Annotated in this window: 16 protein-coding genes and 1 pseudogene; 7 read left to right on the forward strand and 10 right to left on the reverse strand. The window is 70.6% G+C overall.

Annotated elements, in window-relative coordinates:
- Window positions 1–17 precede the first annotated feature (17 nt).
- Window positions 18–1208 carry an ROK family transcriptional regulator gene (locus tag ACFXJ8_RS14000; protein ID WP_379644251.1) on the forward strand — a complete coding sequence of 397 codons (1191 nt, stop codon included), beginning with the start codon at window positions 18–20 and terminating at the stop codon, window positions 1206–1208.
- Window positions 1209–1220: 12 nt separating this feature from the next.
- On the opposite strand, the gene ACFXJ8_RS14005 is transcribed toward ACFXJ8_RS14000, so the two are convergent.
- On the reverse strand, window positions 1221–1763 hold the full coding sequence (locus ACFXJ8_RS14005) for a hypothetical protein (RefSeq protein ID WP_379644252.1): 543 nt from the start codon (window positions 1761–1763) through the stop codon (window positions 1221–1223).
- 60 nt (window positions 1764–1823) lie between these two features.
- Window positions 1824–2546 carry a DUF2470 domain-containing protein gene (locus ACFXJ8_RS14010; protein ID WP_379644253.1) on the reverse strand — a complete coding sequence of 241 codons (723 nt, stop codon included), beginning with the start codon at window positions 2544–2546 and terminating at the stop codon, window positions 1824–1826.
- 77 nt (window positions 2547–2623) lie between these two features.
- Here ACFXJ8_RS14010 and rpsD point away from each other — a divergent pair, with 77 nt between their 5' ends.
- On the forward strand, window positions 2624–3238 hold the full coding sequence (gene rpsD, locus ACFXJ8_RS14015; RefSeq protein ID WP_379644273.1) for a 30S ribosomal protein S4: 615 nt from the start codon (window positions 2624–2626) through the stop codon (window positions 3236–3238).
- Between the two features lie 51 nt (window positions 3239–3289).
- On the opposite strand, the gene ACFXJ8_RS14020 is transcribed toward rpsD, so the two are convergent.
- The 4 genes from ACFXJ8_RS14020 to ACFXJ8_RS14035 are packed head-to-tail and all read right to left on the reverse strand — an operon-like array spanning window position 3290 to window position 8362.
- Window positions 3290–4594, reverse strand: a complete 1305-nt coding sequence (locus ACFXJ8_RS14020; protein WP_379644254.1) for a cytosine permease — start codon at window positions 4592–4594, stop codon at window positions 3290–3292.
- A complete protein-coding gene (locus tag ACFXJ8_RS14025) occupies window positions 4591–5991 on the reverse strand; it encodes a DUF1116 domain-containing protein (RefSeq protein WP_379644255.1) in 1401 nt (466 codons plus the stop codon). The genes ACFXJ8_RS14020 and ACFXJ8_RS14025 overlap by 4 nt, the downstream gene beginning before the upstream one ends.
- A complete protein-coding gene (gene fdrA / locus ACFXJ8_RS14030; protein WP_379644256.1) occupies window positions 5988–7514 on the reverse strand; it encodes an acyl-CoA synthetase FdrA in 1527 nt (508 codons plus the stop codon). Before fdrA ends, ACFXJ8_RS14025 begins: the two co-directional genes overlap by 4 nt.
- Window positions 7511–8362 (reverse strand): DUF2877 domain-containing protein, encoded by an 852-nt coding sequence (locus ACFXJ8_RS14035; RefSeq protein ID WP_379644257.1) that lies wholly within the window; start codon window positions 8360–8362, stop codon window positions 7511–7513. Before ACFXJ8_RS14035 ends, fdrA begins: the two co-directional genes overlap by 4 nt.
- 72 nt (window positions 8363–8434) lie before the next feature.
- Between ACFXJ8_RS14035 and ACFXJ8_RS14040 the strand changes: the two genes are divergently transcribed.
- Window positions 8435–9364 (forward strand): carbamate kinase, encoded by a 930-nt coding sequence (locus ACFXJ8_RS14040; RefSeq protein ID WP_379644258.1) that lies wholly within the window; start codon window positions 8435–8437, stop codon window positions 9362–9364.
- A gap of 6 nt (window positions 9365–9370) precedes the next feature.
- On the opposite strand, the gene ACFXJ8_RS14045 is transcribed toward ACFXJ8_RS14040, so the two are convergent.
- From ACFXJ8_RS14045 to ACFXJ8_RS14055, 3 genes are read right to left on the reverse strand one after another with little or no spacing between them, the layout of a single operon-like run.
- Window positions 9371–10210: an ion transporter gene (locus ACFXJ8_RS14045; RefSeq protein WP_379644259.1), complete on the reverse strand. Its 840-nt coding sequence runs from the start codon at window positions 10208–10210 to the stop codon at window positions 9371–9373.
- 49 nt (window positions 10211–10259) lie between these two features.
- Window positions 10260–10739 (reverse strand): nitroreductase family deazaflavin-dependent oxidoreductase, encoded by a 480-nt coding sequence (locus tag ACFXJ8_RS14050; protein ID WP_379644260.1) that lies wholly within the window; start codon window positions 10737–10739, stop codon window positions 10260–10262.
- Window positions 10736–11371, reverse strand: coding sequence for a TetR family transcriptional regulator (locus ACFXJ8_RS14055; RefSeq protein ID WP_379644261.1), 636 nt, complete (start codon window positions 11369–11371; stop codon window positions 10736–10738). The genes ACFXJ8_RS14050 and ACFXJ8_RS14055 overlap by 4 nt, the downstream gene beginning before the upstream one ends.
- Window positions 11372–11424: 53 nt before the next feature.
- Between ACFXJ8_RS14055 and ACFXJ8_RS14060 the strand changes: the two genes are divergently transcribed.
- Window positions 11425–12123: an ABC transporter ATP-binding protein gene (locus ACFXJ8_RS14060; RefSeq protein ID WP_379644262.1), complete on the forward strand. Its 699-nt coding sequence runs from the start codon at window positions 11425–11427 to the stop codon at window positions 12121–12123.
- A complete protein-coding gene (locus ACFXJ8_RS14065; RefSeq protein ID WP_379644263.1) occupies window positions 12120–12842 on the forward strand; it encodes an ABC transporter permease in 723 nt (240 codons plus the stop codon). The genes ACFXJ8_RS14060 and ACFXJ8_RS14065 overlap by 4 nt, the downstream gene beginning before the upstream one ends.
- On the opposite strand, the gene ACFXJ8_RS14070 is transcribed toward ACFXJ8_RS14065, so the two are convergent.
- The gene (locus tag ACFXJ8_RS14070) at window positions 12823–13134 is read right to left on the reverse strand and encodes a hypothetical protein (RefSeq protein WP_379644264.1); all 312 of its coding nucleotides are present in this window, start codon (window positions 13132–13134) and stop codon (window positions 12823–12825) included. The two genes, ACFXJ8_RS14065 and ACFXJ8_RS14070, sit on opposite strands and share 20 nt — an antisense overlap.
- Window positions 13135–13164: 30 nt before the next feature.
- Between ACFXJ8_RS14070 and ACFXJ8_RS14075 the strand changes: the two genes are divergently transcribed.
- Together ACFXJ8_RS14075 and ACFXJ8_RS14080 are read left to right on the forward strand one after the other, a co-directional pair.
- Entirely contained in the window at window positions 13165–13791 is a 627-nt protein-coding gene (locus tag ACFXJ8_RS14075; RefSeq protein WP_379644265.1) for an IS607 family transposase, read from the forward strand.
- Window positions 13788–14383: pseudogene (locus tag ACFXJ8_RS14080) on the forward strand (transposase); the annotation flags it as partial. The gene ACFXJ8_RS14075 and the pseudogene ACFXJ8_RS14080, both read left to right, overlap by 4 nt.

Consider the following 14383-nt stretch of genomic DNA (forward strand, 5'->3'; position numbering starts at 1 on the left):
TGTGATTCACTTAGCCGATGCCCAGACGTACCGCAGCCACGCTCGCCACCAGCGGGGAGGTCCTCGACCTGATCCGCACGGGTGAAGCCGTCACGCGAGCGGACCTCGGGCGGGTGACGGGCCTGTCACGACCGGCGGTGTCCCTGCGCGTGGGTGAACTGCTCGAGCGCGGCCTGGTCGTCGAGCGGACCGACGCGCCCTCCACGGGCGGACGCCCTCCCGTGCGGCTGGAGTTCAACGCCTCGGGCGGCGTCGTGCTGGTGGCCGCGCTGGGCGCGAGCCGTACGAGAGTGGCCGTGTGCGACCTGGCCGGGCACGAGCTGGCGGGCCGCGAGTTCGTCATCGACGTGGAGCAGGGGCCCGACGTGGTGCTGCCGCTGCTCATGGACACCTGGGACGAACTGCTCGACGGCCGCTGCCCCGGCGCCAGGGTCAAGGGCGTGGGCATGGGTGTGCCCGCCACCGTCGAGTTCGCCGCCGGCCGTACGGAGTCGGCCAGGGTCATGGCGAGCTGGACGGGCGTGGAGATCCCGCCACTGGTGCGCGCGCGCTTCCCGGTGCCCGTCTTCGTCGACAACGACGTCAACGTGCTGGCCATCGGCGAGCACCGCGGCGTCTACGCCGAGGAGACCGGCGACCTGATGTTCGTGAAGATCTCCACCAGGATCGGCGCGGGCGTCATCGCCGGCGGCGAGATCCTGCGCGGCGCGCTCGGCGCGGCGGGCGAGATCGGCCACATCCCCGTGCGCGACGGCGGCGGCGTGCTGTGCAGGTGCGGCAACGTCGACTGTGTCGACTCGGTGGCCAGCGGCACCGCGCTGCTGCGCGACCTGCGCGCCGCGGGCCGCGACGTGAAGACCATCGCGGACGTGACCGCGCTGGTGCGCGCGGGCGACGCCGAGACGATGGCGATCGTGCGCGAGGCGGGCCGCAGGATCGGCGAGGTCGTCGCCGGCGCGGTCAACATCCTCAACCCCGCCGTGGTCGTGCTCGGCGGCGACATGGCCGAGGCGTTCGGGCCGCTGGTGTCGAGCATCCGCGAGGTCGTCTACCGCCGCTCGACCGCGCTGGCCACCCGCCGGCTGCGGATCGAGGCCAGCAGGCTGGGCGCGGCGGCGGGCATCAGCGGGTGCGCGGTGATGGTGCTGGACCACGTCCTGTCACCGGACGCCGTGGACGAGGCGCTGACCAGCCGCCCCACCCGCTGAGGGTCACCGCCCTCAGAAGCCGCCGCCCCGCTCGTGGTCGGAATGGGTGACGTCCTTGAGTTCGGTGTCGTGGCGGAGGGCCTTCTTCGGCCGCTTCGGCTTCTTGGTACGGCGCGGCGGCTCGGGCGTCGAGGAGGTCGCCTCGATCAGCCCAGGCGCGGACGGCCTGGACGCCGCCGAGATGTCGGCGTTGTCGCGGGGGGTGGCGGGAGGCACCAGGCCGGGGGTGCGCGACGGCTCGCTGAACGGCGACGACAGGGGCGGCGACGTCGGCGGCGGCGAGGCATGGGCCCGCGGGCGGTTGTCGCGGGTCGCGAGCGGCACGGCCCCTTCCGGTCGGCCGGAGGGCTGCCCGGTCGAGCGGGGGGTGCTGGTGACCGAGTGCGCGGCGGGGCGCTCGGCGGGCGAGGGTGGTTCGGCCTCGCCCTGAGCCCGCCACGGCCCTGGTGAGGGCAGCGATCCGCCGATGAGGATCGCCGAGAACGCCAGCATCAGCGTGCCGGCGAGAGCCGCGATGGTCATCATGGCGCGTTCGCGCCGCCCGGTGTCGCTCACGACATGCATGGTAGGTGAGTCACCGACCGGGTGGATCAAGCACACCCGCCGCCGGGGTGTTCAGCAGGTGCAGAGGATGGCCCTGAGGGCGGTCTCCAGGCACAGTCCCGACCCGGCGGGCACCGGCCACGGGAAGCGCACCAGCGCGGGATCCTCGTCGCCGAGCCTGACCGTCGCGCCGTACCTGTCGAGCTCCCACAGCCACACCGACTCGGCCGGCAGTCCGAGCAACCGTCCGACGCCCGCCGTGAGCTGCGGCCGGTGCGAGCCGTTGACGTGGGCGAGCACCTGCTCGGCCACCTCGGCCAGCGGATCGGGGGCGGCCTCCAGGTATTCGTCGGCGTCCAGCACGCCCGACTCCTCGCCCGTCAGGTAGACCACCTGGCCGACGTCGAGGCGCAGCAGGTGGGGCGCGTCCGGCGCGCCGTACCGCTCCAGGGCCTCGAACAGGCCCTCGTCGGCGGCGTGCGCCGAGATCGCCACCGCCGCCTCCCGCGCGTCGCGCTCGGGCACGGCCTCGGCCCAGCCCTGGACCTCGATCAGCCCACGGGGGTAGTCCACCTCGCCCAGCCGCCGCATCGCGGACAGGTTGACCGACACGACCGCGTCGCCGCGCAGCCCATGCAGCGGCTCGCCCGGCCGGACGAGGAGGACCGGACGGCCGCGCGAGTCGACGGCGCCGCTCACGGGGCACCGGGTGCCGTCGACGATCAGCTGCGCGGCCCGTGAGGTCGCGGCCAGGGTCCGGACGCGTTCGGGCAGCGGAGGGGCGGCCAGAGGCATGGCGTCTCCTTGAGTTCTACATCAAATATAGGTTAGGCTTCCCTTAGTAAGGATTACCTAACCACATTGAGGTGAACGTGCGCTACACCGGCCCGAAGGTGCGACTGTCCCGACGCGCGGGCGTCCCGCTGACCAGGAAAGCCGTCCGCTACTTCGAGCAGCGCCCCTATCCGCCGGGCGAGCACGGCCGCAAGACAAACCGCCGCACCACCGGTGACTACGGCCTGCGGCTCATGGAGAAGCAGAAGCTGCGCTGGTACTACGACGTCTCCGAGCGCCAGCTGCGCCGCTACTGGGACCTGGCGGTGCGCAAGTCGGGCGCCTCGGGCGCCGAGCTGGTCGTGCTGCTGGAGAGCCGCCTGGCCTCCCTGGTGCTGCGCGCCGGCCTCGCCCCCTCGATCTACGCGGCCAGGCAGTACGTCGCCCACGGCCACATCAGCGTCGACGGCCGCAAGGTCGACATCCCCAGCTACCTGGTCAAGCCCGGCCAGGTCGTCTCCGTGCGCGAGCGCTCGCGCGGGATGCAGCCGTTCGTGGCCGCGGCCGAGGGCGTCTACGCCGACGAGCGGATCGCGAGCTACCTGAGCGTCGACCACAAGGCCCTGACCTTCACGCTGGCCGCCAGGCCCGAGCGCGAGCAGATCGTGGTGCCGGTCGACGAGCAGCTCGTGGTCGAGTTCTACTCCCGCTAGCAATGGTGATGTTCCGGCCCCGGGTGGGGGCCGGAACTTTTGGAGACCGGGCTACCGCGCCAGGCCGGAGGTGCGTGGCGCGGCCGTCCGCTCGATCACGACGTAGACGATCAGCGCGACCACCAGGCCGCTCACCGCGTCGGAGAACTGCGGCGCCAGCCAGTGCACCAGCCCGCCCACGGCGGCCCCCGCCGCCCATGCGACGAACGCGGTCGGCCGCACCGCGGGAGCGGGACCGTCACTCTCCTTGCGGCGCAGCAGGACCTGGTCGGCGATGAGCACCCCGCCGAGCGGCGGGACGAACACGCTGAGGATGACCAGCCAGTCGAGGAAGTGGTTCCAGACGCCGGCCAGGGCCGCGACGGTGCCGATGACGCCGAGCACGAGCGTCATCACGCGCATCCGGGTGCCGGTCAGGTGCGACCAGCTCAGCGCGCCGTTGTAGAGGCAGTGGCTGCACACCGAGCCGAGGTTGACGATGACGAACACCGCGGCCAGCGCGCTGAGCAGGAATCCGTGACCGTCGGTCAGGATCGGCAGGAAGTTGCCGCCGACGGTCTCGGCCGAGGCGATCGCCCCGGCGGCGACGACCACCCCGCCGGTGATCTGGGCGACGAGGCTGGCCACGGGGAAGGCGGTGACGGTGGCGAGGACGGCCTGCCTGCCGTTCTTCGACCAGCGGGTGAAGTCGGCCGTCATCGTGCCGGAGTCGGCGAAGGTGGCCATGATGAGGGAGACGGCCGCGCCGAAGGTGAGCGCGCTGCTTCCGGCCACTCCCTGGTAGGAGAAGATCGCCCCGAGGTCGTGCTCCATGGACACGATGACGATGGCGATCAGGCCGGCCACGATGAACAGCGGCGCGGCGACCATGCCCAGCCATGACAGGGCGCGGATGCCGAGGTAGGTGACCGCGATGAAGGCCGCCCCCGCCAGGACCGCGACGGCCTGCTCGTGCCAGCCGAAGGCCTGGTTGAGCGTGGCGCCGGTGGCTCCCGTGTTGAAGGCGAACCAGCCGACGACGATCGTGGCAAGGAACCCGGAGGCGATGATGTAGCCGACCCTGCCGAAGGTCCTGGTGGCCTGCAGGGAGAAGCTCTCACCGGTGCTGCCCGCCCGGTGGCTCAGCAGCCCGACGTAGACCAGCATGACGAGGTTGGCAGCCAGGATGGCCGCCATTCCGCGCCAGAAGCCCAGCGCCGCGACCACCACGCCGCCGGGGACGGCGTTGGTGAGGATCATGGGGAACCCGAACCAGACCGCCGACACCGTCAGCAGGGACTTGCGGTGCTCCAGGGGGACGGGTGTGTGCTCGTACTCCGAGTCCTCCGCCGGCACGCCGGTCGCCTGGGCGCTCATGAGAGCTCTCCTGCGAGGGCGGTGATCGCCTTGTCGAAGGCCTCGACCGGCGGGTGGGTGATTCCGGCGCCGATCATTCCGATGCCTGCCTCCTTGTGGGCGATCGCGGTGTTGATGACCGGCAGGATGCCGGTGGCCAGGACCTTGCGGACGTCGATCCCCGTGGGGATGCCCTGGAAGCCGAGGCTGGGGATGGTGACGTTCGGGTTGTGCGTCGTGGTGATCTCGCCCATGTCCCTGGTGAAGCCGACGGCCTCCGCCACGGTCCCGCCGACGAGCGCGACGATGGCCGGGGCGGTCGCCATGGCGAACCCGCCGAAGCCGTACGTCTCGGTGATCGCGCTGTCGCCGATGTCCAGCCCGGAGTCCTCCGGCTTGTACCCGGCGAACATCGGCCCGACGACCTTCTGGGCCGGGCCGGTGAACCACTGGTTGCCTGCCAGGCCGCTGACCCTGATGCCGAACTCGACGCCGTTGCGCGCCATCGTCGTGACGATCGTCGAGCCCTCGATGCCGTGCGCGGCGTCCAGCGCGGCCTTGGCCGTCGCCATCCAGGTGGGCCCGGAGAAGTAGTCCGAGCTGGCGATGAAGTCGAAGACCTCCTTCTTCTGCTCGGTGGAGAAGCTCGTCTGCAGCAGCGACGGCGCCAGCGCCTGCATGAGCAGCAGGGTGCCGGCGTTGTTGCGGTTGTGGCACTCGTCGCCCATGTGCAGCGCCTGGGACAGCAGCAGCCGCAGGTCGATCGGACCGCCGATCTCCATGGCCTCCTTGAGCATGGGGCCGAGCACGTCGCGCATCCAGTCCAGCCGCTCGATGACCGACTCGTCGTTGGCGCCCATGCGCAGGATCTTGGCCATCTGCTCGGACAGGTTGGTGTAGGCGGTGTTGCCGTAGGTCTCGTTGCGCACCACGTGCATGTACATCGAGGCAGAGGTGACCCCGGCCATGGAGCCCACGCAGTCGTGCTCGTGGCACGGCGAGAAGGTGATCTCGCCCGAGGCGGCCAGCCTGGCGGCCTCGTCCAGGTCCGCGGCCAGGCGCTCGAAGACGAGCGCGCCGGTGATGGCGCCCTTCATCGCGCCGTTCATGCGCTCCCAGGTGATGGGCGGGCCCGCGTGCAGGATCGTGGTGGGCGTCATGCCGGGCACGACGTCGATGGCTTTGCCGTACCCGACCAGCATCGGCCGGGAGTTGACGATGCGCTCGACGGCCAGGGCGTTGGCCGCCTCGACCTCGGGACGCTCCAGGGCGTCGAGGGCGGCGAGGATCTCGGGCCTGCCGCCGCCGGGCGGCGTCCAGTCGAGGGTGGTGACCTTCGCGCCCTGGGCGGCGATGTCCTCCTCGAACATGGTCAGTCCGACGTTGACGACCTCGAGGTCGCTTTCAAACAGGTTCATGCCTTCCGTGCCTCTCGGATGATGCGGACGAGCTCACGGGCGTAGCGGCCCGTCTCGGTGCTGCTGCGGGTGACGGTGACCCCCGCGGCCTCCAGTGCCGCGACCTGGCCGGCCAGGCTCGGGGTGTCGAGATCGGTGCCGAGCACGTAGCCCACGATCTCCAGGTGCCTGCCGTCCTCGGTGGCGATGCGCTTGGCCTCCTCGATCGCCGGGAGCGTGACCCCGACCGGGTCCTCGTGCGCGCCGAAACCGAGGATGAAGTCCATGACGATGGCCGCGACCTGCGGGTCCTTGGCCTCCTCGACCAGCCGGGCCAGGCGCAGCGAGGGGTCGATCATCGGGTGCGGGCGGCCGTTGGTGAAGTCGTCGTCGCCGAAGTCGAGGAAGGTGTGCCCGACACTGGGGCTGCCGGCCGGAAGGCGCCGCTCGGGGTTCTTCTGGATGTTGCTCCAGACGTCCTCACCGGCGTCGAGCAGCGCGTACATCGACTCGTCGCACAGCGTCCCGCCGCAGAACAGGCCGCGGACGAACCGCTGGTCGGGGGTGAGATCGATGCTCGGGGCCCGGAGGGGCTCGACCTCGGCCCGGGGATCCACCGCCAGCCGTACGGCCCGCAGCGCCGCCTCCTGGCTGGACGGCGCGAAGTGTCCCCCCGCGGCGCTGACCGCCTCCTCGGAGCCGCCGATGAAGTACACGACGACCGGCTTGCCCGCGGTCGCGATCTCGGCGAGCACCTTGCGTTCCACCGAGGCGGCCGGGGGCTTGGACACCAGGATGATCACCTCGGTGCGCGGGTCGGCGGCCAGCGCGCGGATCCCGTCGATCATCATGATGCCGCCGACCTCCTCGCTGAGGTCGCGCCCGCCCGTGCCGACGAGCTGGGAGATCCCGCCGCCCAGGGCGTGGACGCGGACGCTGACCTCCTGCGCCCCGGTGCCCGAGGCCGCGACGATGCCTACCGTGCCGGGGCGTACGGCGTTGCCGAAACACAGGGCGACGTTGTTGATGATCGCGGTGCCGCAGTCGGGGCCCATCATGAGCAGCCCCTTGTCGTGGGCCAGGCGCTTGAGCGCGACCTCCTGCTCGACCGGCACGTTGTCGCTGAAGAGCATCACGTGCAGGCCGCTCTCCAGCGCCTTGCGCGCCTCGCGCCCGGCGTAGGCGCCGTTGACCGCGATCACCGCCAGGTTCGCGGCCGGGTTGCCCTCCTTGGCGGCGGCGATCGTCCGGTAGGTGAGCGAGCTCTCGCCCGCGGCCGGAGCCTTGCGCACCAGGAGCGCCTCGATCTCCTCCAGCACCGATCCGGAGTCGGCCTCGACCACGATCATGAGGTCGCCGTTCCCTGCGGCCTGGAGCTCGGGGACCAGGAGCCCGAGGTTGTTCAGCACCTCCTTGTTCATCTCGGTGCCCATGGCCACGAAGGCCTGCTTCACCCCGTCCAGGCCGTTGGCCTTGGTGGAGATGGACATCAACGACACCGAGTCGAAATAGGTGTTCTTCTTGACGACTGCTGTGATGCTCACAGCGAACCTCGCAGTTCTCTTTCTAGGTGGAGTCCGGTCACCAGGCCCGACAGGGTGTCGGTGCCGGAGGTGTGGCCGATGGCCAGGACACGGTGGGCGGGGGCCAGGTCGTGGCGGGCCATGGCGCTCAGGAGGTCGAGCAGCGAAGCGCGGACGCGCCCGTCGAGCGCCTCGGCGAGCGTGGTCGAGCTCAGCAGCGTCGTCCGCCCCGCGTGTACGGCGAGCACCTCGCGCAGCCCCCCGGCGAACAACCCGAGCCGGCTGCCGCTCAGCGAGGACAGCAGGGCCAGGCCGGTGAGGAAGTCGTCTCCGGCCGGGGTGAGGCCGGGGCCGAGCCCCAGCAGCCCGAGGACGCCCCGCCGTACCCCATCGGGGTCGGCGGCCAGTACCGCGCGCACCAGCGCGTCGCGCCCGTCACGCAGGGCGGCCTCCATGGGGGACGGCCGCGCGGCGGCGACCATCCCCCCTGGCGTGCCTTGGGTGCGCACGAGACGGTCGAGGGCGGCGGTCGCCGGGCCGAGCTCGTCGACGGAGACGGAGAGCGGCGGGGGATCCCAGTCGCCGGCGCCGGTGGTGTCGATGCTCAGGCCGGCGGTGGCGAGCGCGCCAGGAGCGAACTCCACCGCCTGCCCCGGCTCGACCGCTGCACTTGTCCAGTCCGGGACGTCCACGACCAGGGTCCATGGCGCGTTGTCGGCCTGCCGGGAGGCGAGCGCCATGAGGCGCCCGCCGGGCAGCAGCAGGTTGAGGACGTGCCTGAACGCCGTGTCGACCCGTCCCGTTCCGGTCAGATCGCGCAGGTGCGACAGGAGCACCGCGTCGCCGCACCGCGCACGCGCTGTCTTCACGCTGCACTCCCCTTATTGGTATACCGTTAAATGTTCGCATTCTGTATACCACTGTTTTCTAGGGAGATGTCCATGCGCATCGTCGTGGCCCTCGGGGGCAACGCACTGGCCCGCAGGGGAGAGCCGATGACGGCCGACCGGCTGCGGGCCAACGTCAGGGCATCCTGCGGAGCGCTCGCCGGTCTCGCCCGCGAGCAGGAACTCGTCATCACTCACGGCAACGGCCCGCAGGTCGGCCTGCTGGCGCTGCAGAACCTCGCCTACCGCGACGTCGCGGCCTACCCCCTCGACATCCTCGGCGCCGAGACCCAGGGCATGATCGGCTACGTCATCCAGCAGGAGCTGACCAACGCGCTCAACGGCGAACGCGAGGTCGCCGCGATCCTCACCACGACCGAGGTCGACGAGGCGGACCCGGCCTTCGAGCACCCCACGAAGCTGATCGGCCCGCAGTACTCCGCGCAGGACGCGGCCGAGGCCGCCGCCGAGTACCGCTGGACCATAGCCCGCGACGGATCGGCCTTCCGCCGGGTCGTGCCCTCGCCCTCGCCGGTGCGCGTCATGCAGGCGCCGCTCATCCGCACGCTGCTGGAGAACGGCCAGCTCGTCGTCTGCGTCGGCGGCGGCGGGGTCCCCGTCAAGACGGACGGCAGGGGCCGCCAGTCGGGCGTGCAGGCGGTCGTCGACAAGGACCTGGCCAGCGCCGCCCTGGCCGCCGAGCTCGAGGCCGACACGCTCATCATGCTCACCGACGCCGCCTATGTCAGCGAGAACTGGGGGACTCCCGCGCAGCGGGACATCCTGACCGCCTCGCCTGAGGCGATCTCCGAGCTTCCCTTCGAGGAAGGATCGATGAAGCCCAAGATCGACGCGGCCGTCCGCTTCGCCAAGGCCGGGGGTCGTGCCCTGATCGGCCCCCTGGACCGCCTCGACGACCTCCTGGCGCGGCGCGTGGGCACGGAGATCCGCTCCGACCTGCCCGAGGGCATCGTCTACCTCTGACTGCGGCTACCCGCGGGTGGCCGTACGGGTGCCCCGGCGCGGGGCGCCGACGCCCACCTCCTCGCGCAGCTGCCTGACCTCCGCCCGCAGCGCCGCGAGCTCGGCCATGATCGCGCTGGTGGCGCCGGCCGAGGTCTTCTCCACGACCTCGGCCAGCGCCTCCTCCTCGGCGTGCTTCTCGTCGTCCATGGCGCTCACCACGACCGCCATGAAGAGGTTCAGCACCACGAATGAACAGATGAGGATGAAGACCACGAAGAAGATCCAGGCCGAGGGGTGCGCGGCCATGACCTCGCGGGCGATGTCCGGCCACGCCTCGCCCGTCATCGTCTGGAACAGGGTGAACAGCGACACGGGCAGCGAGCCGAAGTACTCGGGGGCGGTCGCGCCGTACAGCTTGGTGGCCATGACGCCGCCGACGTAGAGCACGAGCGTCAGCAGCACCACGATCGAGCTCATCCCCGGCATCGCCGTCAGCAGCGCGTTGACCACGCGCCGCAGGCTCGGCACGACCGACACCAGGCGCAGCACCCGCAGGACGCGCAGCGCGCGCAGCACCGACAGGCCGCCCGTCGTGGGCAGGACGGCGATGGCGACGATGACGGTGTCGAAGATGTTCCACGGGTCGCGGACGAAGCGACCGCGGTAGACGTAGACCTTGGTGAGCAGCTCGGCGACGAAGACGTACAGCGCCGCGTGGTCGATCGCGGCCAGCACGGGCGCGGCGGCCTCCATCACCCTCGGGAAGGTCTCCAGGCCCAGGGTGGCCGCGTTGATCAGGATGACCGCGATGACGAATCGCTGGAAGCGGGGGCTCTCGATGATCAGACGAGCGCGCTCGCGCACAGAGGAACTCCTTGCGAAGGTGGTACCGAAGGGAACGTCCCGTGGACGGTCAGTCGACGGGCGTCAGCCTGAAGACGCGCAGGTGCCTGCCGGACTTGACGGTGTAGCGGTCGTAGACCGGCCACTGCGCGACGAGGCCGGGCCAGGCCCGCTCGCGCTCCTCGCCCTCCAGCAGCCTGGCCACGACGGGAATCCGCTCGCCCCTGAAGCTGACGACGGCCTCGGGGGTCCTGAGCAGGTTGGTGCTCCACGCGGGGTGGTGGTCCCTGCCGAAGTTGCTGCCCACGATCAGGAACGCGCCGCCGGGCTCGGGCAGGCAGGCCAGCGGCGCCTGCCTCGGCTGTCCGGTCTTGGCCCCTGTCGTGGTGAGCACGAGCGTGGGGATCATCGCGTCGCTGACGGGGCGGCCCTTGGTGAGCTTGTGGACCAGCCGGTCCATCGCGGGGACGATCTTCGGGCCGACCTTCATGAAGGCGTCGGTGCCCGCCAGCCACTGGAAGAACGGCTTCAGCCGCTCAATGATCGTCACATCCGGACACAGTAGTCCGAGATCCCGCTTTCCAGAAGATCGAATGCCTGCTCCGCCTGGACTCTGAGGTGGGGGAGGATCTCCGTCCAGCTCTCGCCCGCGAACCTGCGCACGATCGCGTGCCGCGACAGCAGCCGGGTGGTCTCCATGATCAGCCCGGCGACCAGGCGCGGGGTCAGGTCGTCGGGGTCGGCAGCCGACTCCTCCGCCAGCGTGGCGGCCAGGCGCTCGGTCTGCTCGTGTTCCAGCTCCCTGAAGCGCGCCATGAGCGAGGGGCTGTCTCCCACGATGCGGCCGAACACGTCGGCGCCCTCGTTCAGGCCGTAGCGCCAGTCGCGCTCCTCGATCGCCGCCAGGAAGTCGCGGCGGAAGGCCGCCACGACGCTCTCACCATGCCGCCGCTCGCGCACCACCCTGCTCTGCAGGTCCTCGACCTCCTCGCGCCGGTCGAGGAACAGGTCCTCCTTGGTGCCGAAGTAGTTGAAGACCGTGTTGACCGACACGTCGGCGGCCCTGGCCACCTCGGCCACCGTGACCTGCTCGAACCCGCGCATCATGAACAGCCCCATCGCCATGTCGGCGATGCGCTGCCTGGTCTCCCGCTTCTTGCGCTCCCGCAGCCCCTCTTCCATGTGGACATGCTACAAGGTTGCAGTGACTCCAAAATTGTGGCTACTGTAAAAATGTGATCGAAGCATCCGGTCTGACCAAGACCTTCCCCAACGGCGTGCACGCCGTGAACGGCGTCGACTTCGCCGTCGCGCCGGGCGAGATCGTCGGCTTCCTCGGCCCCAACGGCGCGGGCAAGACCACGACCATGCGCATGCTGACGACCCTGCTCCCGCCCACCTCCGGCACCGCCACCATCGCGGGACACGACCTGCTGACCGACCCCCGCGGCGTACGGCGCAGCATCGGCTACGTCTCGCAGAGCGGGGGCATCAACCCGGTCAACCCGCTCGGCGACGAGCTCGAACTGCAGGCCATGCTGTACGGCCTGAGCCGCGCCGAGGCCCGCACCCGCATCGCCGCCACCCTGGAGACCCTTGAGCTGACCGGCATGGAGAACCTGCCGGGCGGCGCCCTGTCAGGCGGGCAGCGACGCCGCTTCGACATCGCCTTCAGCCTTCTGCACCGCCCGTCCGTGCTCTTCCTCGACGAGCCGAGCACCGGGCTCGACCCGCAGAGCAGGGCGGGTCTGTGGGACCACATCCGCGGGCTCGGCCTCACGGTCTTCGTCTCCACGCACTACCTGGAGGAGGCGGAGGCGCTCTGCGACCGGCTGATCGTCATCGACAGCGGCAGGATCGCCGCCCAGGGCACCCCCGCCGAGCTCAAGGGCGATCGCACGCTGATCGAGGCGTTCATGGAGATCGCGTCATGAGGGACACCTGGCTGCTCTTCCGGCACGACACCCGCATCATGCTGCGCCACAAGTTCGGCATCGTCATCGCGGCCGCCCAGCCGTTGTTCTTTCTCGTGCTGTTCGGGCCGATCTTCGCGACCTTCGGCACCTGGGAGACGCTGGTCCCAGGCCTGATCATCCAGCTCGGGCTGCTCAGCGCGGGCCTGGCCGGGTTCGGGGTGGTCTTCGACTGGCGCTCGGGCGTGCTCGAACGGCTCAGGGTCACCCCGGCGGCCCGCCTGTCGCTGCTGCTCGGGCGGGTGCTCACCAACGCCTTCACGCTGGTGATCCAGACCGTGCTGCTGGTCGCCGTCGCCTACGCCATCGGCCTGCGCGCCCCCGTCGCCGGGGTGATCGCCGCGTTGCTGCTGGTGGTCGTGCTCGGCGTCAGCCTGGCCGCGCTGTCCTACGCGGCGGCGATGCGGCTGAACGAGCACCTGTTCGCGCCGGTCATGATGACCGCGGTGTGGCCGCTGATGCTGCTGTCCGGCACGTTCCTGCCGATGTCGATGGCGCCGGGCTGGCTCGCCACGATGTCGTACGTCAGCCCGTTCCGCTACGTGCTGGAAGCCATGCGCGAGCTGTTCGCCGGGCGCTACACGACCAGCACGGTCGGGATCGGCGTGCTGGTCGTGGCGATCTTCGCGGCCGTCAGCCTGACGATCGGCAACAGGATCTTCAGTCGCGCGAACGCCTAGGTGGACTGGCCCGCGGCGGGCCGTAGGGCTCGATCCTGGGGTCGGAGAAGGTCGGACCGGCGGCGCGGCCCGCCTCCTCCGTCACGCGCAGGCCGTACAGACCCTCGTCGGGGTCGATGAGGACCAGGCCGTAGCCGGTGTCCACGTCCTCCTCCGACAGGCCGAGCCGCTCGATCGCGTCGGCGAGCGTCGCCTCGCGCGGCAGCCGTACCGTCATCAGCACCAGGCGGCGCGCGCCGCCCTCGGGTCCTGGCTCCTGCATGAGGTCAGGCTTATTGACTTCCTTAGTCATCTCTCATGTTATACATGTAAAGTTGCGTGTGTGGAGTTGCTGCGGATCTCCAAGGCCGCCAAGCGCCTGGGCATCCATCCGATGACGCTTCGCCAGTGGGCTATCGACGGCAAGATCCCGTTCTCCTGGGTCGGCCGTGAGCGCCGGTTCTCCTTAGTCGATGTGGAGAACATGAAGCGCGGCAGCGACTCGGCGACCTCCCGTCCCCGGCGGGGGGTTCTGTATGTGCGCGTCTCGGGCTCGTCCGGGCAGGAATCGTCGCTGGATGCGCAGGAGGAGGAATTGCTGGCCACGTCCACGGGCGAGGTCGTGAAGATCGTCAAGGACCGTGGATCCGGTCTGAGGGAGAACCGGCCGGGCCTGAACCGGGTGTTGGCGATGGTGTCGGCCGGCAGTGTGACCGTGGTTCGGGTGACGCATGAGGACCGGTTGGCCCGATTCGGTGTCGGCTGGCTCAAGCGTCTGTTCTCCGTGTACGGCGTCACACTGGAGGTACTGCACCCGAAGAAGTCCGGCGGGCGGGACGAACTCCTGGAGGACTTCGCGTCCTTGGTGACCACGTTCGCCGGGCGCCTGTATGCGATGCGGTCGGCACAGGCGCGCAAGCGGCTGCTCGCCGAAAGCGGTCAATGCACCGGCGAGGATCGTGCCGCGTGAGCCGGAACGTGAGCCGGAAGCTGCCGCTCACCGAGGGCCAGACCTCCCGCACCGCGTGCGCCCATGGCCTGTTGCGCACAGGCGCGGATGAGAAGACCGGCGAACTGCTGCCCGCCGCTGTGCTGGCCGAGCGGGTCGGCTGGGCCGCCGACTTGGTGTCCGGCATGGTCAGCGCGCTGACCACAGAACACTGGAACACCACCGACGTGGACGTCCTGGCCTCCGGGCAGGACGCGGGCGGCCGCAAGCTGCCGTCAAACGCCTGGATGGCGCTGCGTCGCCTCGGCTGGACAACCGCTCCACCCGAAGACATCAAAGTCAACGACCGTATCGTTCGCATGGCCCAGGAGCAGGCCGGGCGCGCTCTACGCTCGGCCAGGTGGCGGGCCGACCTGACCGCCGCGGTGCTGGCCACCTGGCCCGCCGATCCCGCCAAGCGCACCCCGGCCGAATGGGATGCCGTCCGTGAGGCGCTGCCGGGCGGCCTGTCCCTGCCCTCCAGCGTGATCAAGTCCCGTACCCGGCAAGCCGCCGCGTTCGAGCGGCGGCACGGCCGCCTTCCGGCCGATGTGTTCGAGCTGGAGCCCGCGCC

It is taken from the genome of Nonomuraea sp. NPDC059194 (genome assembly GCF_042754765.1).
Classification (GTDB): Bacteria; Actinomycetota; Actinomycetes; order Streptosporangiales; family Streptosporangiaceae; genus Nonomuraea.